The organism is Micromonospora trifolii, assembly GCF_050516465.1.
GTDB classification, from domain to species: Bacteria; Actinomycetota; Actinomycetes; order Mycobacteriales; family Micromonosporaceae; genus Micromonospora; species Micromonospora trifolii.
Genome location: NZ_CP191526.1, coordinates 4,423,446 through 4,445,164, shown reverse-complemented (window position 1 = coordinate 4,445,164; position 21,719 = coordinate 4,423,446). Strand labels below are relative to the sequence as shown.

Here is a 21,719-nt window from a genome sequence, read left to right as displayed (position 1 = left end):
ACGGGGGTCCGAGCGTGGAACTGCGCCGGAATCGGGGGTCCCGTGCGCTCGCCTCGGTGTGCGTACTCGGTGGAGTGCTCTTGTTGGTCTATCCCAGCGACGGCGCCCTGCTACGGACGATCGTCGCGGTGGGGGCGATCGCGCTCGGCGCGGTGGCGCTGGTCAGTGCGTTGCGGCCGTTCCGGTTCAGGATCCACTCGGATGGGCTCAGCATCCGGCGGCCTGGCCTGCGTCGGGAGATCGGGTGGGCCGACGTGGACGTGCTGGTCCTCGACGAGCCGCCGCGACGCGACGGCTACCCGAAGCCGCCGCGACTGCTGCTGGTGCCGGTTCAGGGTGTGCCGCGTGAGCTGGTGACCGCCCGCCACCCGCTCGACGGCCGAGCGGCCGTCGAGTTGCTCGTCCTCGACCAGGTCCGTGAGCAGCCCGAGCAGGTGTCGGCAGCGCTCACCCGCTATGCCGGAGACCGGTTCGTCGACCTGCTCGCGCTGCGTCGCGCCGCCTTCGAGGCCCCGGAGCTGCCGGTCGGCCTGCGTGGCTACCAGATGGACCGGGTCGACCGGTTGATCCGGCGCGGCCAGGACGCGCTGATGTCCGGGGACGCGTCGGCCCGGCAGGCGGCCCGGGGGGAGATCGAACGCGCCACCACGGCCGGTCTGCCGATCGCCCAGCGTGGCTACAACACGTTCCAGGCGGATACCGTTCTGGGCGCCCTCGTCGCCGCGTTGGCCGACCACCAGAGCACCGATCGGGAGACCGCCACATGACCGCGCAGGGACCGCAGGCCGCGTCGATGACCGACGTTCCGCGCCGCAACTGGGCCGGCAACGTGCGGTACGCCGCGAAGGCGTTCCACCGCCCCACCTCCGTCGACAAACTGCGCCGGCTCGTCGCCGGCAGCAGCCGGATCCGGGCGGTGGGCAGCGGGCACTCCTTCAACCGTTTCGGCGACACCGACGGTGACCTGGTCAGCCTCGCCGGGCTGCCACCGGTTGTCGAGGTGGACCGCGAGCGCGGGCAGGTCACCGTGAGCGGCGCGCTGCGCTACGGCGACGTCGCCCGACAGCTGCACACCCAGGGGTACGCGCTGGCGAACCTCGCCTCGCTGCCGCACATCTCGGTGGCCGGCGCGGTGGCCACCGCCACCCACGGCTCCGGCCAGACCCACGGCAACCTGGCCAGCGCGGTCGCCGGCCTGGAACTGGTCACCGCCGACGGCGATCTGCTCCGGGTCGACCGTGACACCGACACGTTCGCCGGCATGGTGGTCGGGCTCGGCGCGCTCGGCCTGGTCACCCGCGTCACCCTGGATGTCGTGCCGACCTTCGCGCTGCGCCAGTACGTACGCCTCGACCTGGACCGGACGGCGTTGGACGAGGCGCTCGGCTCGGCGTACAGCGTGAGTGTCTTCACCGACTTCCGTACGCCCCGGCTGCGTGAGGTGTGGCGCAAGCAGTTGGCCGACCAGCAGCCACCCCCGGCGGACTGGCTGGGCACCGCCGCCGCCGACCAGCCCCGGCACCCCGTGCTCGGGATGCCGGCGGAGAACTGCACCCCGCAGCTCGGCGAACCGGGCCCGTGGCACGAGCGGCTGCCGCACTTCAAGCTCGGCTTCACACCGAGCAGCGGCGACGAACTGCAGTCCGAGTACCACGTCGCGCGTACGGCGGCGACTGACGCGCTCGCCGCGCTGGACGACATGGCGGACCTGATCGCCCCGGTGCTGCTGGTGTCCGAACTGCGGACGGTGGCGGCCGACGAGCTGTGGCTCAGCCCGAACTACCGGCGGGACAGCTTCGTGCTGCACTTCACCTGGGTCGACGACACCGCGGCGGTGCTGCCCGTGGTGGCCGCCGTTGAGGAGCGGCTGGCGCCCTTCGCGCCCCGCCCACACTGGGGCAAGGTCTTCGTCACCGACCCGGCCGAGCTGTCCGCCCGCTACCCGAGGTACGCCGACTTCGCCGCGCTCCTGGCCGACCTGGACCCGAAGGGCACGTTCCGCACCGACGTCCTGGACCGCTACTTCCCCCGGTGACCCAGCCCGTGCCATAGCGCTGTGGCATGGGGTGGCTGGGATTGGTGGGGTGCGAGACCCGGACACACACTGATGTCTGTCGATGAGTCTCATCGTCCGGTTCCCGTCCCGGGACCGTCGGCTCCACCCCTCGGAGCGAGACATGCAGCCCGTACCCGCCATCACCCCCGAACCAGTCGCCCGCCGCCCCCGCCGCGGTCTGCGGTGGGCGCTCGCCCTGGCCGTGCTCGGCACCGGACTGGGCGCAGCGCCGGCCGCCCATGCCGCCGCCAGCCCGTACGAGCGCGGCCCGGCACCCACCGTGGCCAGCATCGAAGCCAGCCGGGGCGCGTTCGCCATCGCCCAGAGCACCGTCGCCGCCTCCAGCGTCAGCGGTTTCCGGGGCGGGACGATCTACTACCCGACCAGCACCGCCGAGGGCACCTTCGGCGCGGTGGCGATCTCACCCGGCTACACCGCCACCCAGTCCAGCGTGGCCTGGCTGGGACCGCGCCTCGCCTCGCAGGGCTTCGTGGTGATCACGATCGACACCTTGTCCCGCTACGACCAGCCGGCCAGCCGAGGCACGCAACTGCTGGCAGCCCTGGACTACCTCACGAACACCAGCGGTGTGCGTACCCGGATCGACCGCAACCGGCTGGCCGTGATGGGGCACTCGATGGGCGGCGGCGGCAGCCTCTCGGCGGCGAACTCACGACCGCAGTTGCAGGCCGCGATCCCGCTGACCGGCTGGCACACCGTCAAGAACTGGTCCGGCGTACGGGTGCCGACGCTGGTGATCGGCGCGGAGAACGACTCCGTGGCGCCGGTCTCGTCGCACTCGGAGCCCTTCTACACCAGCCTGCCGTCCACGCTGGACAAGGCCTACCTGGAACTCAACAACGCCAGCCACTCCGCGCCCACCTCGACGAACGTGACGGTCGCCAAGTACAGCATCTCCTGGCTGAAGCGCTTCGTGGACGACGACACCCGCTACGACCAGTTCCTCTGCCCCGCACCCCCCGCCTCGGCAACCATCCAGGAGTACCGCAACACCTGCCCCCACTCCTGACCCGCGCCCCTTCCGTTGATCATGGGGTTGGCGGTGCCGAGGTCGGCGTGTCGCGCCGTCAACTTCATGATCACCGGGAGGGGGTGGGGGTGCGGAGGGTGCTGCGTTGGACGGCGCGGCTGATGTCGCTGGGGGAGACGATTCCGGTCAGGCGGCCGTCGTCGGTCACCACCAGGGCGCGGCCGTCGGCGCACTCGCTGAGCCGGGGAAGCAGGTCGTTGAGCTGTTCGCCGGGCTGGGCCAGCACCAGTTCGTCGGCTCGACAGGCCACCTCGGCCAGCGTGGTCGATGCCCGCCGCTCCGGCGGCACACCCCGCACCCGGTCAACGGTGACCAGGCCGGTCGGCCGGCCGTCCTCGGTCAGCGGCAGCGCCGAATGCCGGTACGCGAACAGGTAGTGGTCGACGAAGTCCGCGACAGTCATCTGCGCCGAGGCGGTCTGCGGCTGCGGGGTCATCACATCGCCCACCCGAATCCCGCGCAGCGCGGTGCCGGTGCGGGCCTGCCGTTCCTCCATCCCGGCCGCGCCGATCAGGAACCAGCCGATCAGCGCCAGCCAGAGCCCACCGAAACCGACCCCGGACAGGAACTGCCACAACCCCAGGCCGATCAGCAGCACACCCAGCACCCAACCGGCGCGGGCGGCGACCACTGACGCCCGGGTCCGGTCACCGGTGGCCTTCCAGACCGCGGCGCGCAGCAACCGGCCACCATCCAGGGGCGCGGCCGGCAGCACGTTGAAGATGGCCAGCAGCACGTTGATCCCCGCCAGCCAGGCCACCGCCCCGAACAGCAGCCCGCCCTGCCCGGCCAGCGCGAGCAGCGCCGCGATGGCACCGAAGAACGCCCCGATCAGCAGGCTCACCAGCGGGCCGACGCCCGCGATGCGCAACTCCGCGCCCGGGTCACGCGGCTCGCCCCGCAACTCGGCGACGCCGCCGAACAGCCACAGCGTGATGCCGTCGACAGTCAGCCCGTTGCGCTTGGCCACCACCGCGTGCGACACCTCGTGGGCGAGTAGCCCGACGAAGAACACCACCGCTGCGGCCAGCCCGGCGATCACGTACGCCACGGGCGAGCGGTCGGGGTACGAGCGGGGGAACTGGTTCGCGGCCAACCCCCACGCGATCAACGCGAAGATGACCAGCACGCTCCAGTTGACGCCGACCGGCACTCCCGCGACCCGGCCAAGCCGGAAACTGGCCCTCATCGCACCGAGATACCCCGCCAGACGGTGGCCATGCGAGGAAGGATCCACTCCGGTTTCATGAAGTCGGGGTGTCCTGGCGCCAGGGATACCCCGAGTTCACGAAAGACGAGTGGATCGGGCCCGCTGTCTGGCGGCCGAGCCCAGGTCAGCGGCGAGGGGTTTCGCTGGCGATGGTCGCCTCCCGGGGCAGGGCCGCCGCGCGCAGCGCCCAGTCCAACGCGTAGTCGGCGATCTGCTCCCAGCCGTCCTGCCCGACGGTGAAGTGTGATCGGCCGGCGAACTGCTCGTACGCGGTGAGGGCCCGGGACTTCTGGTAGAGCCCGGCGTTGGCGCGGACCACCGACGCCGGCACCACGTGGTCGACCTCGCCGGCCATCAGCAGCAGCGGCGCCCGGTCGTTACGCCCGACGTCGACGCGGGCCGGCGAGCTCGGGTCGAGGTTGGCGAACGCGCCCTCGAAGAAGACCCGCCCGGCGCCGGGAACGGCGTAGCGCCGCCAGGCCCGGTCGGAGTCCTCGCGACTCATCGTGTTGCCGAAGGTGTAGGCGAAGTCGTCCGGGGTGAACGGGACGGCCTTGCCCCGGTTGGCGGGGCTGCGCAGGATCGGAAAGCCCGAGCGCAGGGTGCTCAGCGGCACCTTGAGCACCCCCTTCACCGCCGCGGGATGCACCCCCACCACCGCCGCGCCGAGACCCCGGTCGGCGAGGACCTGGGCGAACAGGCCGCCGAACGAGTGCCCCATGATGATCGGCGGGCGGGGCAGCGCTCGGATGATCCGGTCGTAGTGCGCCACGATCGTGGCCATGCTCTGCTCGGCGATCGGGCCGGGGTCGTCGCGCAACTCCTCCACGGACCGGTCCATGCCGGGCCAGGCGGGGGCGATGACGTGCATGCCGCGCTCGGTGTACCGCTGGGCCCACCCCTCCCAGCTGCGCGGCGTCATCCAGAGCCCGTGGATCAGCACGACCGTGTCGACCTGACCCTGCGGCGTGGCACCCATCGCGTCCTCCCGGTGTCGCGGTTCGGCCCGGCGGTTACCCGCTGTGCCCGTCCGGAATCCGGCCGCCCTGACAAATGTCACGGTCGGGGCGTGACGACCGCTCCGGGCATCGGAGTACGCCCCGCCGGAGCATCAGTGGCATGACCAGTACGCATCCGGCTGTCGAGTTGGACGGCCTCACCAAAAGCTTCGGCGCGGTCACCGCTGTCGACGGGTTGAGCCTCCGGGTGCAGCCCGGCGAGGTGGTGGCGTTCCTCGGCCCGAACGGCGCGGGCAAGACCACCACCATCGACATGCTGCTCGGGCTGTCCCGTCCGGACACGGGCACCGTCCGCGTCCTCGGCGGCACCCCGGACGAGGCGGTGGCCCGAGGTCGGGTCGCCGCCGTGCTCCAGACCGGCGGGCTGCTCAAGGACCTCACAGTGGGCGAGACGGTACGGATGACCGCCCACTTCTACCGGCACACCCGTCCGGCGGCGGAGGTGCTGGAGCGGGCCGGTATCACCGACATCGCCGACCGGGTGGTCGGGCGCTGCTCGGGCGGTCAGCAGCAACGACTGCGCTTCGCGCTGGCCCTGCTGCCCGATCCGGACCTGATGGTGCTCGACGAGCCGACGACCGGCATGGACGTCGAGGGTCGGCGGGACTTCTGGCAGGCCCTGCGCCGAGACGCCCGGCGCGGACGGACCGTCATCTTCGCCACCCACTACCTCGACGAGGCGGACGCGTACGCCGACCGGATCGTGCTGGTCCGGCAGGGGCGCATCGTCGCCGACGGCACCACCGCGGAGATCAAGAACCTGGCCGCCGGCCGTACCGTGCGGGCCACCCTGCCCGGCGCCGACCAGGCCGCGCTCGCCGCGCTGCCCGGCGTGGACGCCGTGGAGGTGCGCGGCGACAGCGTGCTGGTGCGGACCGGCGACTCGGACGCCGTCGCCCGGCACCTGCTGACCCGGACCGCCGCCCGGGACGTCGAGATCACCTCCCGCAACCTCGAGGACGCCTTCCTCGCCCTGACCACCGCGCAGACCGGAGCCTGAGATGACCACCTCCACCTCCACCCCCACCCGCGCCGGTGTCACCGAGCCGGACCGTCGGCTGCCCGCGCTGGGCGGGTTCGCCCCCGGCGCCCTGGGCATCGAGCTGCGCCGGGTGCTGCGCAACCGCCGCACCCTCGCCTTCACCCTGATCATGCCGGGGGTCTTCTTCCTCATCTTCGGCCTGCCGCAGGGCGGGCAGTCACTGGACAACGGTCGACCGGTGACGGCGTACGTCATGATCAGCCTGGCCGTGTACGCGGCAATGGTGGCGACCACCAGCGTCGGTGGTGCGGTGGCCACCGAGCGGGCGCTGGGCTGGAGCCGACAACTGCGGCTCACCCCGCTCCGCCCGGCGGCGTACGTGGCGACCAAGCTGATCACCGCGATGAGTCTCGGTCTGCTCGCGGTCGTCATCGAGTTCCTGGTGGGTGCCGTGGCCGGCGTCCGCGTTCCGGCGTACGTCTGGCTGCTGTCCGGGCTCGCCGCCTGGGTCGGCTCGCTGGTCTTCGCCGCGTTCGGTCTCTTCATCGGCTACCTGGCGCCGGCCGAGAACGTCATGCAGATCATCGGCCCCGTCCTGGCGGTGCTGGCCATGTTCGGCGGGCTGTTCGTCCCGGTCGAGGTGCTGCCGGACGTGCTTCAGCAGGTCGCGAAGTTCACACCGGTGTACGGCATGGGCGTGCTGGCCCGCGCCCCACTGACCGGCGACGGGGTGAGCATGGCGGCGGTGGCGAACCTCGTCGTCTGGGCGCTGCTCTTCGGCGTCGGCGCGGCCCGGTTGTTCCGCCGGGACACCGCGCGGGTCTGACCGGCCGCGACCGCTAGCGTGAACCCGATGGACCTCTCGACCGGGCAGCCCTGGCCGGTGAGCCGCCACTGGCGGGTCACCGGCTGGCTGCTGGCCGCCGTCTGGCTGTTCTTCCTCAACGTGCCGCTCGCCACCGCGCTGCACCAGCCGGAGCCGTGGCGGCGGGTCCTCGGCGTGGTGGCCCTGGTCGTCTTCGGCGTCGGTTACGTGCTGCTGTTCCAGTGGGCCCGCAAGCTGCGCCAGTCCCTGCAGCCGATTCCTGCGGGCCGGGCACGGGCCGGGCTGGCGCTACTGCTCGCGGTGGGCCTGGCCAGCCTCCCGGGTACCGGCGGGGACTGGCTGGCCACACTGGTCTACGTGGCCGCGGCGGCGGTGTTCCTGCTGCCGCCGTGGGAGGCGTTGGCCGCCGTGGCGCTCTGCGCGGTGACCCCCGTGCTGGCCTCCTGGCTGGTGCCGGGGTGGGAGGCGGAGAACGGCATCGTCTTCGCGGTGCTGCTCGCCTCGTTCGCCATGTTCGGGGTGTCCCAACTGGCCCAACGCAACAGCGAACTCCGCGCCGCCCAACAGGAGATCGGCCGGCTCGCGGTCGCCGAGGAGCGGTCCCGCGCCGCCCGCGACCTGCACGACATCCTCGGGCACTCGCTCACCGTGGTGGCGATCAAGGCCGAGTTGGCCGGGCGTCTGATCGAGGTCGACCGGGAGCGGGCCGCCGCCGAGATCGCCGAGGTGGAGGCGCTGGCCCGGGCCGCGCTGGCCGACGTACGGCAGACGGTCGGGGCGTACCGAGAGGTCAGTCTCGCCGCGGAGCTGGCCGGCGCCCGCTCCGCGCTGGCCGCGGCGGGCGTCGCGGCGGACGTGTCGACCGAGGTGCCGCAGCTGCCGGAGGAGTGGGACCAGTTGTTCGGCTGGGCGGTACGGGAAGGGGTGACCAACGTGGTCCGGCACAGCGGGGCGCGGTGCTGCGTGATCCGGGTGCACCCGGATCGGGTCGAGATCAGTGACGACGGTCGGGGCCCGTCCACTCCCGAGCCGAGCGGGCACGGGCTGGTCGGCCTGCGGGAGCGGGCGCGGCGGCTGGACGCGGTGGTGACCGTCGGCCGCCGACCGGCGGGCGACGGTTTTCTGCTGCGGGTGCACGCGCCGGGGGAGGCCCGGTGAGCGGCGGGTCCACGCCGATCCGGCTGCTGCTCGCCGACGACCAGGCGCTGGTCCGGGGTGCGCTGGCCGCCCTGCTCTCGCTGGAGGAGGACCTGACCGTGGTCGCCGAGGTCGGCCGGGGCGACGAGGTGGTGCCCGAGGCCCGACGCAGCGCACCCGACGTCGCCCTGCTGGACGTGGAGATGCCCGGCCTGGACGGGATCGCCGCCACCGCGGCGTTGCGGGCCGCGCTGCCGACCTGCCGGGTGCTGGTGGTGACCACCTTCGGTCGACCCGGCTATCTGCGCCGGGCGATGGAGGCCGGTGCGAGCGGTTTCGTGGTCAAGGACACCCCGGCCCGGCAGCTCGCCGACGCGGTCCGCCGGGTGCACGCCGGCCTGCGGGTGGTCGACCCGACGCTGGCCGCGGAGACGCTGGCCGCCGGGGTCAGCCCGCTGACCGAGCGGGAGACCGAGGTGCTGCGCACCGCGCGCGGCGGTGGCAGCGTCGCCGACCTGGCCAGGGCGTTGCACCTCTCCGAGGGGACGGTACGCAACCACCTGTCGGCGGCGATCGGCAAGACCGGTGCCCGCAACCGGGCCGACGCGATCCGGGTCGCCGAGCAGAACGGCTGGCTGCTCGGCGAGTGACCGTGCGCTCAGGTGCTCAGGTGCTCAGGCGGTCGGCGGCGGGGCGGCCAGTTGGTCGACCACGACGACGCTGCTGCCGGGACGGACCTCGGCGAGCAGTTCCCGCTGACCGCTGCGGGTCAGCCGGATACAGCCGTTCGTGGTGTTCTCGCCCAGCTCGCCGTCGTGGTGCCAGGTGTGCACCCCGATGTGCGCGCCGCGCAGCCCGGACGGCACCGACTCGGGGTCGTCGGGCACCGAGCCGAGGGCGTAGATGTCCACCCCGCCGTAGACCTCCTCCGGCGGTGGGGTGCGGCCCAGGATGAAGGTCCGCCCCAGTGGAGTCTCCTGGCCCGACTGGCCGAGGCTGACCTCCCAGGAACGCACCGCCTTGCCGGCCCGGTACCAGGTGAGACGGTGGACCTTGCGTTCCACCACGATCTGATCGCGCAGCGGCACCGTCTCGAACCCGCCGGGCGGCAGCCAGGCGAGCCGGCGGTTGGCCGAGGGCAGCAGGACGGCCGTCCAGCCGGCGCGCCGCTGGGCGATCGGCATGGTCAGCTCGACACCGCGGATGGTCGGTTCGAGGAAGGCGCGTGGCCGACCGCCGGGCGCGTCGTACGCGGCGATCCGTCTGGTCGGGTGCACGCCGTCGGTCAGCGGTGTGACGTCCGTGCTGTTCGGATCGGCGGGGAACCCTCCGGGCGCGGGGTCGTAGTCGACCACCGGCAGCCCGTCCGGGGCGGGCGCGGCCGGGGGGATCGACTCCTCCGGGCTCTGGTCCACACTGCTCGGAGTGGGGTCGGCCACCACCACGTTGCGGTCGTCGGGGGCCGTCGAGCTCGGGGTGAGGGCCTGGCCGACCAGCAGCGCGGTCACCAGCAGCGCGGGTACGCCGATGGCGGCGGCGACCCAGACGCCGCGACGACGGTACGGAGTCTTCTGGTCAAACGGCACGAAACCACTCTATGGTGGCGGATGCTTCGGGGCCTCCGGTTCGGCGAGACCCGCCGTCCGGAGGCCCCGGTCGAATCAGATTCGCGCGCCGATGTGGATGGCCACGGCGTCGTGCGCCGGCACGGTCGCCGCGAACCAGCCACTACCGTCCACGGTGATCACCGGTCCGCTGCACGTGCCGCCCGCGTACGTGCCGTGGATGACGTCGCAGTATCGACCGGCGGGCAGCCCCGTGTAGTAGGAGCGGCCGTTCACCGCCGCGTCCTCGTCGTTGACGGTGAGGAAGCCCTTGCCGCTGCGGCTGAACGCGATGTGGTTGTTGCCGTTGTCGTACCAGTTGGCCACGCCGGCACCCTCGGTGGCGTTGCGGAAGCCGACCATGTTGGCGATCACCGGCCAGCGGTGTTCGCACTCCCAGCCGGAGTAGCAGGTGGCGTTGAGCGTCTTGTTGGCGCCGTCCGACGGTGGGCCGGCGTCCCGGTTGCTGAAGGTGTAGCTGGACATGACGGTCGGGGAGCCGTACGGCCAGGCCAGCATGAAGGCGTTCGCCAGAGCGTAGATGCCCCGGTCGCGGTAGGTCAGCACCCCACCGGAGTCGCGCTGGGTGTCGTGGTTGTCGACGAACACCGACGCCGGGCCGGTGGGCAGGTGCCCCCAGCCCTCGCCGAAGTTGCGCAGGTACGCCAACCGCTCGGAGCGGAACACCCGGGCCAGGTCCTTGCCGTAGCGGAACTCGTGCACGTCGCCGTTGCCGGTGTACTCGGTCGGCTGCACCGGCTCGCCGGCACCGTGGATGACCTCCTGCACGATGTACGCGGAGCGGGACAGCTTGCCCCTGATGGCGGCGATGTCGGCCGCCGGCATGTGCTTGCTGGCGTCCATCCGGAAGCCGTCGACGCCGAGCGAGAGCAGGTCGTTGAGGTATGAGGCGATCTTCGTGCGGACGTAGTCCGACTCGGTCTTGAGGTCCGAGAGGTTGACCAGCTCGCAGTTCTGCACCTCGTACCGGTCGTTGTAGTTGGCGATGTCGTCGCCGCCGTTGCGGCCGCAGTGGTGGAAGTCCTGGGTCTGGTAGATGCCCGGGTAGTCGTAGTGCGAGTAGGACGAGCCGGCCCAGCCGGTGCCGCCGTTGTCCTGACCGGACATGTGGTTGACGACCGCGTCGACGATCACCTTGACCCCGGCCGCGTGGCAGGTGTTCACCATCGACTGGAACTGGGCCCGGGTGCCCTTGCGGGACTCGATGCGATAGCTGACCGGCTGGTACGCCAGCCACCACTGGTTGCCCCGCACGTGCTCCTGCGGGGGCGAGACCTGCACGTAGCCGTAACCCTTCGGGCCGAGGGTGCTCTGACACTCGCTGGCCACCGAGGGCCAGTTCCACTCGAAGAGCTGGACGATGACTTTCTTGCCGCCGGACGGGGCGGCGACGGCCGGGGGCGCCGTCACGGCGGTGGGAACGAGCAGGCTGGCGATCAGGCCGAGGGCGAGGAGCGCCGAGCCGCGTCGACGTCGGTGCATGGGGACTCCTGACGGGAGCGGGGGTGGTAGTGCGGTGGGGGAGTGCCGGCTTGCCGGAATCTTGCAAGCCTGGCTGAAATTTGCTGAAAGGTTACAAGCGTGTTGCGGCGACTGTCAATGCATGCACATTCGTCACTGTCTAGTCGGTGGGTGGAAGCGGGTACAACGCACGGCCGCGCCCCTCGGTTCGATTTCGGCCCAGAAATTTCCGTCGGCAGGTGATCCGCGGGCACCGCCGGTCCGTACTGGATGGGGGAGCAGGGGTCGGCCGGTGGTACGCCGCCGCGAGACGATCGAGGAGCAGATGGCCCGGGCACAGCAGGACAAGAAGGCGGCGACGGTCCGGACCAGCGCCAGCAGTCGGGGGGTGCGTACCCCGTCGCGGTCGGCGAGCGCCCTGCTGATCGCGTCGGTGCTCGCCGCGTTCTGGGCGGCGATCATGCTGACCGGCGTCGGTCAGACGGCGTACGCGTACGGCTTCTTCTTCACCGAGTTCTTCGCCGGGGTGGTTTCCCTGGTGGCGTTGAGCCTCACCGTGATGCTGGGCCTGCTCGCCACCGACCGGCTGGTGCTGCGCATCTCGCACCGGGTGCTGATGCAGTCGGCGCACCGGGCCACCGGCGTGCTGGGCGTGGCCGGGCTCGGCTTCCACGTCCTCACCAAGATCGCCACCGGACGGGCGGCGGCGACCGACGCGCTGGTGCCGTTCGTCGGCGGCCGAGGGCTCTACGTCGGGCTCGGCACGGTGGCCGCGCTGCTGATGGTCAGCGTGATCTGGACCGGCATCATCCGGGCCCGCTTCGCTGGCGTCGGTCCGAAGTGGCTGTGGCGCACGCTGCACTCCACCGCCTACCTGGCCTGGCCGTTCGCTGTCTTTCACGGCCTCAACGCCGGTCGGGCCGCGGCGCCCTGGGTGATGTTCAGCTACCTCGGCTGCATTTTGCTGGTGGTGCTGGCCCTGCTGGTCCGGTTCTCGGTCACCATCGGTCGGCGCAGCCGCGAGCAGCACCAGGCCGCGGTGCGCAACGCGGTGATGGCAGGCCGGGCCGAGGAGGCGAAGACCGCCCGATCGCTGCTGGCCGGGTTGGGTCGGCGCAGCAAGGCCGCCGACAAGCGTCCCGCCTGGGCGGAGACCACCACCGCCACCTGGGCCGCGCCGGCCGCACGACGTGACCCCGAACGGTTCACCGTCCCGGTGGTGCCCGAGCCCGGTTCCCTCGTCGAGCCGACCCGGCCCAGCCGACGTCGGCGGGAGGAGGAGCCGGCGGCCCGCCGCGACACCGAACGGTCCTCGCGCAGCCGGCGGGCCGAGGAGAGCACGACCAGCCGATCGGCGCGCCGCAGCGTGGAGGAGACCGGCACGTTCCGACGTGACGAGGAGGAACTGGAGCCGGTGACCCGGCGGCGCGGCTCCCGCACCCGCGACGAGGCCGTGCCGACCGGTCGGCGTCGCGCCGACGAGCAGACCTCTGAGCGGTCCCGTCGCCGGTCCCGCAGCGAGGACGACGGCAGCCGTTACTCGGCGCCGCCGCAGCCGACCTTCGACGACGCCGAGGAGCCGTGGGACAGTCCACGCCGGTGGCAGGCCGACGAGCCCATCTCCGCCGGCCCGATCTCCGTCGAGCCGATCTCGGCCGGCCCGGTCTCCAGCAGCCCTATCTCGTCGGCGCCGCGCAGCGGCAGCGGTCGACACAGCGTCGATGACGACCTGCCCGAGGAGCCGGACTACTGGCGCCCGCCGGCCCGGTACGTGCCGGACGAGGTGGCGCCGCCCGTCGATGACACCCCGACCCTTGTCGACCTGGCGTCTCGCCGTGCTCGACGGGCAGCCGGCGAGGGCAAGTCCAAGCGCCGCAAGGCCAGCGCGGACGCGGTGGACGGGGCGTACTGGGCCGGGCTGCGGGGTGAGGCGAAGTGATGCGAACCGCCGTACCACCGGTCGCCTGTGTCGGCGAACCGCGGCTCACCGCCGGCTTCGCCGAGTACGGCCGGCTCGACCTGCTCGCGCACGAGGAGGTGCACGGACCGATCGGCCCGATGGAGCCGGCGCAGCTGCTCCAGCTCGCCGAGGGCATGCAGCTCAAGGGCAAGGGCGGCGCGGGTTTCCCGTTCGCCCGCAAACTGCGCGCGGTGTTGGAGTCCTGCGAGCGGCAGGACCTCGCCGCCGTGGTGGTCGTCAACGCCACCGAGGGGGAGCCGGCCAGCTGGAAGGACAAGGTGCTGCTGACCCGCGCCCCGCACCTGATCCTGGACGGGGCGGCGCTGGCCGCGTACGCGCTGGACGCCGACGAGATCGTGATCGGGGTGGCGGACGACGGGGTCGGCCGGGACTCGCTGATGGATGCGCTCGAAGAGCGCCGGATGCCGGTGCAGACGACGATCGTCACAGTGCCGCACCGGTTCATCTCCGGCGAGGGCGGCGCACTGGTCAACGGGATCAACGGGCTGCCGCACATCCCGCCGGGCACCAAGAAGCGCTCCAGCGACTCCGGGGTCAGCGGCCTGCCCACCCTGCTGTCCAACGCCGAGACGTACGCCCAGCTCGCCGTCGGCGCCCGGCTTGGCCCGTACGAGTACGCGGCGCTCGGCACCGACGACGAGCCCGGCACCGTGCTGTTGACAGTGACCGGCGCGGCGGGCCGACCGGCGGTGGTGGAGTGCACGGCCGGCATGCCGCTGCGCGACGTCCTCGACCTGTGCGAGGTGCCGGCCACCCAGGGCATCCTGATGGGCGGCTACCACGGCAAGTGGATCACCCCGGAGGCGGCGGAGAACGCCGAGGTGTCTCGCAAGGGCCTGGCCGCGGTCGGCGGCACCCTCGGCGCCGGCATCATCGTCCCGCTCGGTGTCGACACCTGCCCGCTCGGCGAGGCCGCCCAGGTGGTGCGCTATCTGGCCGGCGAGTCCGCCGGCCAGTGCGGGCCGTGCAAGATGGGCCTGCCGGACCTGGCCCGCGCGGTGGACCTGGCCGTCGCCGGCAGCCAACCGGCGGACGTGGTGCGCGCCGCCGCCGGCGAGGTGAAGGGCCGGGGCGCGTGCAGCCACCCGGACGGCACCGCCCGGTTCGCGCTCTCCGCGATCGAGGTCTTCGCCGAGGACCTGCGGCTGCACAGCACCGGCGACGGCTGTGGCCGACGGGTCAAGGGCGTGATGGGGCTGCCGGGCGCACCCGACGCGAACCCGCAGAAGCTCACCCTGGACTGGTCCCGCTGCGACGGGCACGGCCTCTGCGCGCACGTCGTACCGGACTTCATCCGGCTCGACGCGAACGGATATCCCGCCTTCCCGGCCACCCCCGTGCCGACATGGCTGCGCGAGGGCGCGCTGAAGGCGGTCAAGGTCTGCCCGGAGTTGGCTCTCCGACTCGCCAAGGCCGAGTAGCGAAGCGTCAGGCGCCAGCAGGGGTCCCTTCCGGACCGGAACGGAGAAGCGGATGCGGATCAGCATGGCGTGGACAGGGGCCGGGCAGCTACGCCGTGCCGCCACCGCCGGGGCGCTCGTGGTGGCCCTGTTCGGCGTCGCCGCCTGCACCGGCACCGCGCCGGGTGGGCCCACCGCCGCCGGATCGGCCCCGGCCTCGACCGGCGCCCCGCCCACCCCGACCGGCACGGCGACCGGCGGAGCGCCCGCGGCGCAGGTCCCGGCCGTGCTGCGTTTCACCGGGACCACCCTCGGCGGGGCCGCGTTCGACGCGGCACAGCTCGCCGGCAAACCGGTGGTGCTGTGGTTCTGGGCGCCGTGGTGCGCCACCTGCGCCAGCCAGGCCTGGACGGTGGCCGAGATCGAACCCCGGTACCGGGACACCGTGCCGATCGTCGGCGTCGCCGGGCTGGGCGAGCGCAAGGCCATGAAGGAGTTCGTCACCGAGTTCGACCTCGGCGCGACGCCACAGATCGAGGACACCAAGGGCGCGCTCTGGAAGCGGTTCAAGGTGACCGAGCAGAGCATCTTCGTGATCATCGACCGGAACGGCACTGTCGTCCACCAGGGCTTCCTGGACGGTGAGGCGCTCACCGCCAAGGTCGCCGCGCTGGCCGGGGCGTGACCGCCACACTGCTGCTCGCGCTGACCGCCGGCATGCTCGGCGCGGTCAACCCGTGCGGCTTCGCGTTGCTGCCCGCGTACCTCTCGCTGTTGGTCGCCGGGTCGGACACCCGCGGCGCGGTCGGCCGCGCGCTCACCGCGGCGGCCGGGCTGACAGTGGGGTACGTGCTGGTGTTCGGCGCGTTCGGCCTGGCGCTCGCGCCGCTGGCCGGCTGGCTGCGGCCCCGGCTGCCGTGGCTGACCGTGGCGCTCGGCGTGCTGCTGGTGGTGGCCGGCTGCTGGTTGCTCGCCGGTCGGCGGCTGCCCGCCCCCGGCTGGTCCGCCCGGGCGCCCCGGCTGACCCGGTCCTGGCCGTCGATGGCACTGTTCGGCGCGGCGTACGCGCTGGCGTCACTCGGCTGCGCCATCGCGCCGTTCCTGGCCATCGTGGTGACCAGCCTCCAGGCCGGCTCGACCGGTCAGGGGTTGGCGCTGTTCGGCGCGTACGCCCTCGGGATGGGTCTGGTGGTCGCGGTCGCCGCGCTCGGGGTGGCGCTGCTGCGCGACGGCCTGGTGGCCCGGCTGCGCGTCGCCGGCGCGCTGGTGCCCCGCCTCAGTGGCCTGGTGCTGCTGCTCGCCGGCGGCTACGTCGCCTGGTACGGCTGGTACGAGCTGAGGCTGGCCGCCGGCCGCCGCGACGCCCTCGGAGACCCGGTCATCCGAGCGGCGTCCCAGCTACAACACACAGTGGCCAACGCCCTGGACGAAATCGGCCCGGCGTTGCTGCTAGCCGCCCTAGCGGCCCTCCTGCTGGCAGCAGCCCTGACGAGGCGCCGCCCCCGCCCCCGCGATCTTGCAGTTTCTGTCGCGACAAAGGCCGCGGAGCCCCGCAACACGGAGACCGAAACTGCAAGATCGACGGGGTGAGGAGGGGTCCGAGCTAGCGGGGGGTCAGGCGGTCGGTGCCTAGGCGGTCCTGGAGGACCTTGGGGATCAGGACGCTGCCGTCTGCCTGCTGGTACTGCTCCAGGATGGCCGGGAAGAGCCGGCTGGTGGCCAGCGCCGACCCGTTGAGGGTGTGCACGAAGCGGGTCTGCTTGCCGCCCGGCTCGCGGTAACGGATGGCCGCCCGACGAGCCTGGTAGTCGCCGGCCCAGGAGACCGACGACACCTCCTTGTACTTGCCGGTGCTCGGCATCCACACCTCGATGTCGAGGGTCTTCTTCATCGAGGCGCTGGCGTCACCGGCCGAGAGCAGCGTGCGCTGGTAGTGCAGACCCAGCCCCTCGACCAGGCTCTCGGCGTGGGCGAGCATCTCCTCAAGCGCCGCGTCGGCCTGCTCCGGCAGGGTGAACTGGAAGATCTCCACCTTGTTGAACTGGTGTCCCCGCACCGTGCCGCGCTCGTCCGAGTGCGAGCCGGCCGACTCCCGCCGGTAGCACGGGGTGTACGCGAACGCCTTCAGCGGCAGCTTCGGGGTTTCCAGGATCTCGTCCTGGTACGCGCCGAGGATCGCCGTCTCCGACGTGGGCAGCAGGAACTGGCCGCGCGGGGCGGACGCCGAGTCCAGGTGGTAGACGTCGTCGTAGAACTTGGGGAACTGCCCGGCGGCGAAGCCGGCCGAATCCAGCAGCAGGTGCGGCGGGAGCAGGAACTCGTAGCCGGCCTTGATGTGCTGGTCAACGAAGTAGTTGAGCAGCGCCCACTCCAGCCGGGCGCCGACTCCGGTGTACATCCAGAAACCGGACCCACCGAGCTTGACCCCGCGCTCGTAGTCGACCAGGCCCAACGCGCGGCTCAGCTCCACGTGGTCGCGGACCTTCTCGATCACCGGAGGCTCACCGAAGGTCTTCACCACCCGGTTGGCTTCCTTGCCGCCGGCCACCACGTCGTCGCTGGGCAGGTTGGGCAGCTCACTCATCGCGTCGCGCAGCCGGGCCTGCACCTCGTCCAGCTGGGACTCCAGCTCGGCGAGCTGCTTACGCTCCGCCTCCGGCGCGGCGGCCTGCGGCTCCTCGCCGGCCCGCTTCGCCTGCGCGTACGCCCGGGCCTCGGCCTTGCGGCGCTGCCGCTCGGCGTCGATCTCCGTGATCAGGGCGCGGCGTTCCTGGTCGAGCCGCTGGATCTCGTCCAGGGCACGGGTGACCTCGGCGGGATCCAGACGCTTCGCCAGCGCGGTCGCCACCGCCTCGCGATCCTTCCGGATCAACTCCATGTCGAGCATGCTGCTCCGTACGCCTCCGTCCGGGGTCACAGGTGAACCACCAGATGCTACCGTCGCGGGCTTTTCGTCCCGGGACGGGGAGTGCTGGTCGTCGGCTCAGAGCCGGATCGGCATGAGCACCGAGTAGGTGTCCGCGTCGTCCGGTCGGCGTACGGCCAGCGGGGCGATCGGCCCATCCAGCTCCAGCACCAGTTGCGGCGCACCGGCCGCGTTCAGCGCGTCCAGCAGGTAACCACCGTCCACCCCGACCCGCAGCGCGTCGGTGCCCAGGTCGGCGGCGGGGAGCAGCCGCAGCCCGCCCTGGTCGTCGACGCCGAGCACGGTGACCTCCCGGGTCGTGCCGTCGTGGTCGAGGGCGACAGTGGGGGCCGCCGGGTCGGCCAGCGCGGCGCGCAGCGCTGCCACGTCCACCGGGATCCGGCGCGCGGTCGGCCGCTCACCGACGGACTTACGCAGCAGCCGGTGATAGTCCGGGAAGTCGTACGGCAGGGCGGCGCCGGTCAGCGTGCGGTCGGCCACCCGCACCCGCAGGTCCGCGCCCGCCACGGTCAGCCGTACCGGCCAGGTGTCGGCGGTGTCGAGCAGTGGCCGGAGCTGGTCGACGAGGGCCACCGGCAGGAATACCCGCACCGGCGGCCCGTCGACGTCGGCCCCGGCCCGAGCCAGCGCGAGCCGGTACCGGTCGGTGGCGACGAGCCGGACGCCGTCGGACTCCACGTCGAACAGCACTCCGGCGAGCATCGGCAGCTCCCTGTCGACTCCGACGGCGAAGCGCACCGCGTCGAGCGCGGCGGCCAGGGCGGCGGGGGCGACCAGAAGCGTGGTGGCGGTCGGCGGGGCCGGGTCGACCAGGGCCCGAAGCCGGTCGACCTCGCGGCGGGCGTCGCTGAGCCCGTCGGCCAGCCGGCGCAGGTGCGCGTCGAGCAGTTGGTGCACCACGGCCGGCTCGGCGCGTACCGCGGCGGCGATCTCCGGCACCGGCATGCCGATCCGACGCAGCCCGGCCACCAGCCGGGCCGGGGCGATCTGCTCCCCGGCATACCAGCGGTAGCCGGTCACCGGGTCGACCAGGGTCGGCTCCAGCACCCCCGCCGAGTCGTAGAAGCGCAGGGCGCTGACTGTCAGGCCGCTGGCCCGGGCCAGCTCGCCGATGCTGTGCAGGTCGCTCACGCTGGGCATCCTGCCCCCTCGACCCGGTCGAGGGTCAAGCCGAAGGCTCCCGAGTCTCCTGCTTGAGCACCCGGAAGGTGAGCCCGGCCCGGACGAGCCGGTCGAACAGCGCGTCACCCATCGCGGCGACCGGGGTGAGCTGGCCGGCGGTCGGCGGCAGCTCGTCGAGCGCCAGGCACAGCGCCGACTCGGCGAGCATCTTCGCCGTCTCGTCGTAGCCGGGGTCACCGCCGGCGACCTCGGTGACCACCCGCTGCCCACCGCCGGTGCCGACGAACCGGACCCGGAACCAGGACGACGCCCGCTGCTCTGCGGTGGGCCCCTGCCCGGACGCGAGCCGGCCGAGCAGCCAGCGTCGGCTGGGCGGCAGCTTCACCAGCCCGATCAGCGCGCCGAGCCCGGCCGCGCCGGCCAGCACGGTGGGCAGCCGCTTCACCGCGGCGAAGTGCCGGTAGCGGAAGTCCGGGCCGTACTCCGGGCGGGCCGCGGCCGACCGGCGGACCACCTGCGGGTCGATGGTCGGCAGCGGCACGGTCCAGATGCCCAGCTCCGCCGAGCGGGCGAGCCGGCCGGGCACCGCCCGGACCCGCCGGTCGGTGGGGCGCGGCTCGACCGCCCGGCGATCCCGGGCGGCCTGGCTGGCCTGCCCGGTACGGGAGAACGCGGTGAGCGCCGAGTGGTAGGTGCCGGCGGAGAACCGGCCGCCGGCGCGCACGTACCCGTCCACGGTGATCGGGACGTCGGCGGGCAGCTGCTTGACGGTGAACCAGACGCCCAGGTCGTGCGGGACGGAGTCGAAGCCGCAGGCGTGCACCAGCCGTGCGCCGGTGCCTGTCGCCTCGGCGTGGTGACGCACGTACATGAGGTCGACGAACTCCGGTTCGCCGGTGATGTCCAGGTAGTCGGTGCCGGCCCGAGCGCAGGCCGCGACCAGCGGCTCCCCGTGGTGGATGTACGGGCCGACCGTGCTGGCCACCACCCGGGCGCTCTCCGCCACCGCCCGCAGCGAGTCGGCGTCGGTCACGTCGGCGGTCAGCAGCGGCAGGTCGGCCAGGCTCGGGTCGATCGCGGCGAGCCGATCCCGTACGGCGGCGAGGCGCTGCGGGTTGCGCCCGGCCAACGCCCAGCGCAGCTCGGCCGGCGCGTGTCGGGCCAGGTATTCGGCGGTCAGGCCGCCGGTGAACCCGGTCGCTCCGAACAACACCACGTCGTACGTTCGCTCCACGGCCATCCCCGGAGTCTGCCATCTACCGCCGACGATGAGGCGGTCACGAATGGGAAGTCAGGGCGTGAACACGGCGCGTACGCAGCCGTCGGCCCGGTCCCGGAACAGCGCGTACCCCTCGGGGCCCTGCGCCAACGGCAGCCGGTGAGTGGCCAGGTGCTCGGTCCGCAGCTCGTCGCGGGCCATCCGGTCCAACAGCATCGGCACGTCCCGCAGATCCGGTCGACCGACGCCGCGCAGCGTGAGCCGCCGCTCGGTCAGCGCACCCAGCGGGAACGCGTCGACGAACCCGCCCGCCGCGCCGAGCACCACCACCACGCCGCCCTTGCGACACGCGTGCACGGCTTCCCGCAGCGCGTCCGGTCGGTCGGCGTGCTGGCCAACGAACCGGTCGGCCCTCGACCGGGCCGGTGGCGCGCCGACCGCCACCACGCACACGTCCGGCCCGCGCCCACCGCTGCGGTCGCGCAGCTCGGCCGCGACGTCGCTGCGGCGGTAGTCGAGCGGCTCGGCGCCGGAGTGCCGCTCGGCCATCCGCAACCGATCCTCGTGCCGGTCCACAACCAGCACCCGGGCGGCGCCGCGCAGCACCGCCGCCCGGGCGGTCAACTGGCCCACCGCCCCGGCGCCCCAGATCGCCACCACGTCGCCGGGGCGCACCGCACCCAACTCGGCGGCGAGCCACCCGGTCGGCGCGACGTCCGCGGCGAACACCGCCCGGTCGTCGTCGACGGCGTCCGGCACCCGGAAGGCGCTCACGTCGGCGTACGGCACCCGCACGTACTCGGCGTGGCCGCCCGCGAAGCCGCCCGCCGCGCGGGGCCGGCCGAAGCAGCCGGCGTCGGAGCGGGCCCAGTCGGGGTCGGCGCTGAGCAGGTCGGCATGGGCGTTGTCGCAGCAGGAGTGCAGGCCCTGGCGGCAGTACCAGCAGCCGCCGCATGCCACGCTCGCGCCGACGACCACCCGATCGCCGGCGCGGTGTCGGCGGACCCCGGGGCCGACCTCCACCACCTCGCCCAGGAACTCCGCGCCGAGCACGTCGCCGGGCCGCAGCAGCGGATGCCGGCCGGCCAGCAGCGGCAGGTCACCTCCGCAGGTGGCGCTGCGCCGGACCCGGACGATGACGTCACGCTCGTTGCGTAGCTCCGGGTCGGGCACCTCGCGTACCGCCAGCTCGTCGGCGGCCACCCAGCACAGCGCCCTCACCGGTGGACCTCGGGGCGGTCGAGCGCGGAGCGGTCCGCGCGGAGCACCTCACCGGCCTCCACCCGTTGCTTGATCTGGCGCAGGGTCCGCCGGACCAGCAGACCCGGGTCGTCGCCGACCAGGTGCGCGGCCAGCCCGGTGGGCGGGGTGACGCCGGCCAGCGGCCGGGCGGCCAGCTCGGTGCCCCGGGCGCCGGGCGCCGGCCGCACCCGCACCTCGACCGCCCCGTCCAGGCGGCGCAGCGGCTCCGGCCAGCGGCCGTCCGGAAGCACCTGCTCCGGCGGCCGGTCGACGGTCACCACCTCCCACCGGGCCGGCGCGGCAGCGTCGCCGTCCGCGCCGGGCCGGCCACCCCGATGGGGTACGCGCAGCAACCGCGCCGCCCCGGCCAGCGCCGCGCCGCCGAGGGCGGGTCCCGCCCGCGCCAGCCGTCCCATCGGTACCACCCGTCCTCCCGGTTCACGTCCCCCGATCGTCGGTCGC

The 21,719-nt window shown here is 73.1% G+C and carries 20 protein-coding genes; 11 read left to right on the top strand and 9 right to left on the bottom strand.

Going from position 1 to position 21,719, the window contains the following annotated elements:
* Positions 1-80 precede the first annotated feature (80 nt).
* From ACQRWP_RS20510 to ACQRWP_RS20500, 3 genes are all read left to right on the top strand, one after another.
* Positions 81-767: a hypothetical protein gene (locus ACQRWP_RS20510; RefSeq protein WP_430496975.1), complete on the top strand. Its 687-nt coding sequence runs from the start codon at positions 81-83 to the stop codon at positions 765-767.
* A complete protein-coding gene (locus ACQRWP_RS20505) occupies positions 764-2,035 on the top strand; it encodes an FAD-binding protein (RefSeq protein ID WP_430496973.1) in 1,272 nt (423 codons plus the stop codon). Before ACQRWP_RS20510 ends, ACQRWP_RS20505 begins: the two co-directional genes overlap by 4 nt.
* Before the next feature lie 142 nt (positions 2,036-2,177).
* The gene (locus tag ACQRWP_RS20500) at positions 2,178-3,086 is read left to right on the top strand and encodes an alpha/beta hydrolase (protein WP_430496972.1); all 909 of its coding nucleotides are present in this window, start codon (positions 2,178-2,180) and stop codon (positions 3,084-3,086) included.
* Between the two features lie 70 nt (positions 3,087-3,156).
* Here the strand turns inward: ACQRWP_RS20500 and ACQRWP_RS20495 are convergent, their stop codons facing one another.
* Positions 3,157-4,296, bottom strand: coding sequence for a site-2 protease family protein (locus ACQRWP_RS20495; protein ID WP_430496970.1), 1,140 nt, complete (start codon positions 4,294-4,296; stop codon positions 3,157-3,159).
* 145 nt (positions 4,297-4,441) lie between these two features.
* Positions 4,442-5,296, bottom strand: a complete 855-nt coding sequence (locus tag ACQRWP_RS20490) for an alpha/beta hydrolase (RefSeq protein ID WP_430496968.1) — start codon at positions 5,294-5,296, stop codon at positions 4,442-4,444.
* A 140-nt stretch (positions 5,297-5,436) separates the two neighbouring features.
* Here ACQRWP_RS20490 and ACQRWP_RS20485 point away from each other — a divergent pair, with 140 nt between their 5' ends.
* The 4 genes from ACQRWP_RS20485 to ACQRWP_RS20470 are packed head-to-tail and all read left to right on the top strand — an operon-like array spanning position 5,437 to position 8,931.
* Positions 5,437-6,336 (top strand): ABC transporter ATP-binding protein, encoded by a 900-nt coding sequence (locus ACQRWP_RS20485; protein WP_357223880.1) that lies wholly within the window; start codon positions 5,437-5,439, stop codon positions 6,334-6,336.
* A 1-nt stretch (position 6,337) separates the two neighbouring features.
* The gene (locus ACQRWP_RS20480) at positions 6,338-7,144 is read left to right on the top strand and encodes an ABC transporter permease (protein WP_430496965.1); all 807 of its coding nucleotides are present in this window, start codon (positions 6,338-6,340) and stop codon (positions 7,142-7,144) included.
* Between the two features lie 27 nt (positions 7,145-7,171).
* Positions 7,172-8,302 carry a sensor histidine kinase gene (locus ACQRWP_RS20475; RefSeq protein WP_430496964.1) on the top strand — a complete coding sequence of 377 codons (1,131 nt, stop codon included), beginning with the start codon at positions 7,172-7,174 and terminating at the stop codon, positions 8,300-8,302.
* Positions 8,299-8,931, top strand: a complete 633-nt coding sequence (locus ACQRWP_RS20470; protein WP_238670096.1) for a response regulator transcription factor — start codon at positions 8,299-8,301, stop codon at positions 8,929-8,931. The genes ACQRWP_RS20475 and ACQRWP_RS20470 overlap by 4 nt, the downstream gene beginning before the upstream one ends.
* A gap of 24 nt (positions 8,932-8,955) precedes the next feature.
* On the opposite strand, the gene ACQRWP_RS20465 is transcribed toward ACQRWP_RS20470, so the two are convergent.
* Together ACQRWP_RS20465 and ACQRWP_RS20460 are read right to left on the bottom strand one after the other, a co-directional pair.
* Positions 8,956-9,867, bottom strand: a complete 912-nt coding sequence (locus tag ACQRWP_RS20465; protein ID WP_430496961.1) for a L,D-transpeptidase — start codon at positions 9,865-9,867, stop codon at positions 8,956-8,958.
* 75 nt (positions 9,868-9,942) lie between these two features.
* Positions 9,943-11,388, bottom strand: a complete 1,446-nt coding sequence (locus ACQRWP_RS20460; protein WP_430496959.1) for an alpha-amylase family glycosyl hydrolase — start codon at positions 11,386-11,388, stop codon at positions 9,943-9,945.
* A gap of 271 nt (positions 11,389-11,659) precedes the next feature.
* Here ACQRWP_RS20460 and ACQRWP_RS20455 point away from each other — a divergent pair, with 271 nt between their 5' ends.
* The 4 genes from ACQRWP_RS20455 to ACQRWP_RS20440 are packed head-to-tail and all read left to right on the top strand — an operon-like array spanning position 11,660 to position 16,338.
* The gene (locus tag ACQRWP_RS20455; RefSeq protein WP_430496958.1) at positions 11,660-13,306 is read left to right on the top strand and encodes a hypothetical protein; all 1,647 of its coding nucleotides are present in this window, start codon (positions 11,660-11,662) and stop codon (positions 13,304-13,306) included.
* On the top strand, positions 13,306-14,769 hold the full coding sequence (locus ACQRWP_RS20450) for an NADH-ubiquinone oxidoreductase-F iron-sulfur binding region domain-containing protein (RefSeq protein WP_430496956.1): 1,464 nt from the start codon (positions 13,306-13,308) through the stop codon (positions 14,767-14,769). The genes ACQRWP_RS20455 and ACQRWP_RS20450 overlap by 1 nt, the downstream gene beginning before the upstream one ends.
* Before the next feature lie 52 nt (positions 14,770-14,821).
* Complete coding sequence (locus ACQRWP_RS20445) at positions 14,822-15,433, top strand: thioredoxin-like domain-containing protein (protein WP_430496954.1); 612 nt, start codon at positions 14,822-14,824, stop codon at positions 15,431-15,433.
* The gene (locus ACQRWP_RS20440; RefSeq protein ID WP_430496952.1) at positions 15,430-16,338 is read left to right on the top strand and encodes a cytochrome c biogenesis CcdA family protein; all 909 of its coding nucleotides are present in this window, start codon (positions 15,430-15,432) and stop codon (positions 16,336-16,338) included. Before ACQRWP_RS20445 ends, ACQRWP_RS20440 begins: the two co-directional genes overlap by 4 nt.
* A gap of 13 nt (positions 16,339-16,351) precedes the next feature.
* On the opposite strand, the gene serS is transcribed toward ACQRWP_RS20440, so the two are convergent.
* The 5 genes from serS to ACQRWP_RS20415 all read right to left on the bottom strand — a co-directional run bounded on the left by serS (position 16,352) and on the right by ACQRWP_RS20415 (position 21,673).
* A complete protein-coding gene (serS, locus tag ACQRWP_RS20435; RefSeq protein WP_430503238.1) occupies positions 16,352-17,635 on the bottom strand; it encodes a serine--tRNA ligase in 1,284 nt (427 codons plus the stop codon).
* A gap of 96 nt (positions 17,636-17,731) precedes the next feature.
* Complete coding sequence (locus tag ACQRWP_RS20430; protein ID WP_430496950.1) at positions 17,732-18,814, bottom strand: MerR family transcriptional regulator; 1,083 nt, start codon at positions 18,812-18,814, stop codon at positions 17,732-17,734.
* Between the two features lie 25 nt (positions 18,815-18,839).
* Positions 18,840-20,036, bottom strand: a complete 1,197-nt coding sequence (locus ACQRWP_RS20425) for a saccharopine dehydrogenase family protein (RefSeq protein WP_430496948.1) — start codon at positions 20,034-20,036, stop codon at positions 18,840-18,842.
* Positions 20,037-20,087: 51 nt separating this feature from the next.
* Complete coding sequence (locus ACQRWP_RS20420) at positions 20,088-21,236, bottom strand: alcohol dehydrogenase catalytic domain-containing protein (protein WP_430496947.1); 1,149 nt, start codon at positions 21,234-21,236, stop codon at positions 20,088-20,090.
* On the bottom strand, positions 21,233-21,673 hold the full coding sequence (locus ACQRWP_RS20415) for a hypothetical protein (protein WP_430496945.1): 441 nt from the start codon (positions 21,671-21,673) through the stop codon (positions 21,233-21,235). Before ACQRWP_RS20415 ends, ACQRWP_RS20420 begins: the two co-directional genes overlap by 4 nt.
* Between the last annotated feature and the right edge of the window lie 46 nt (positions 21,674-21,719).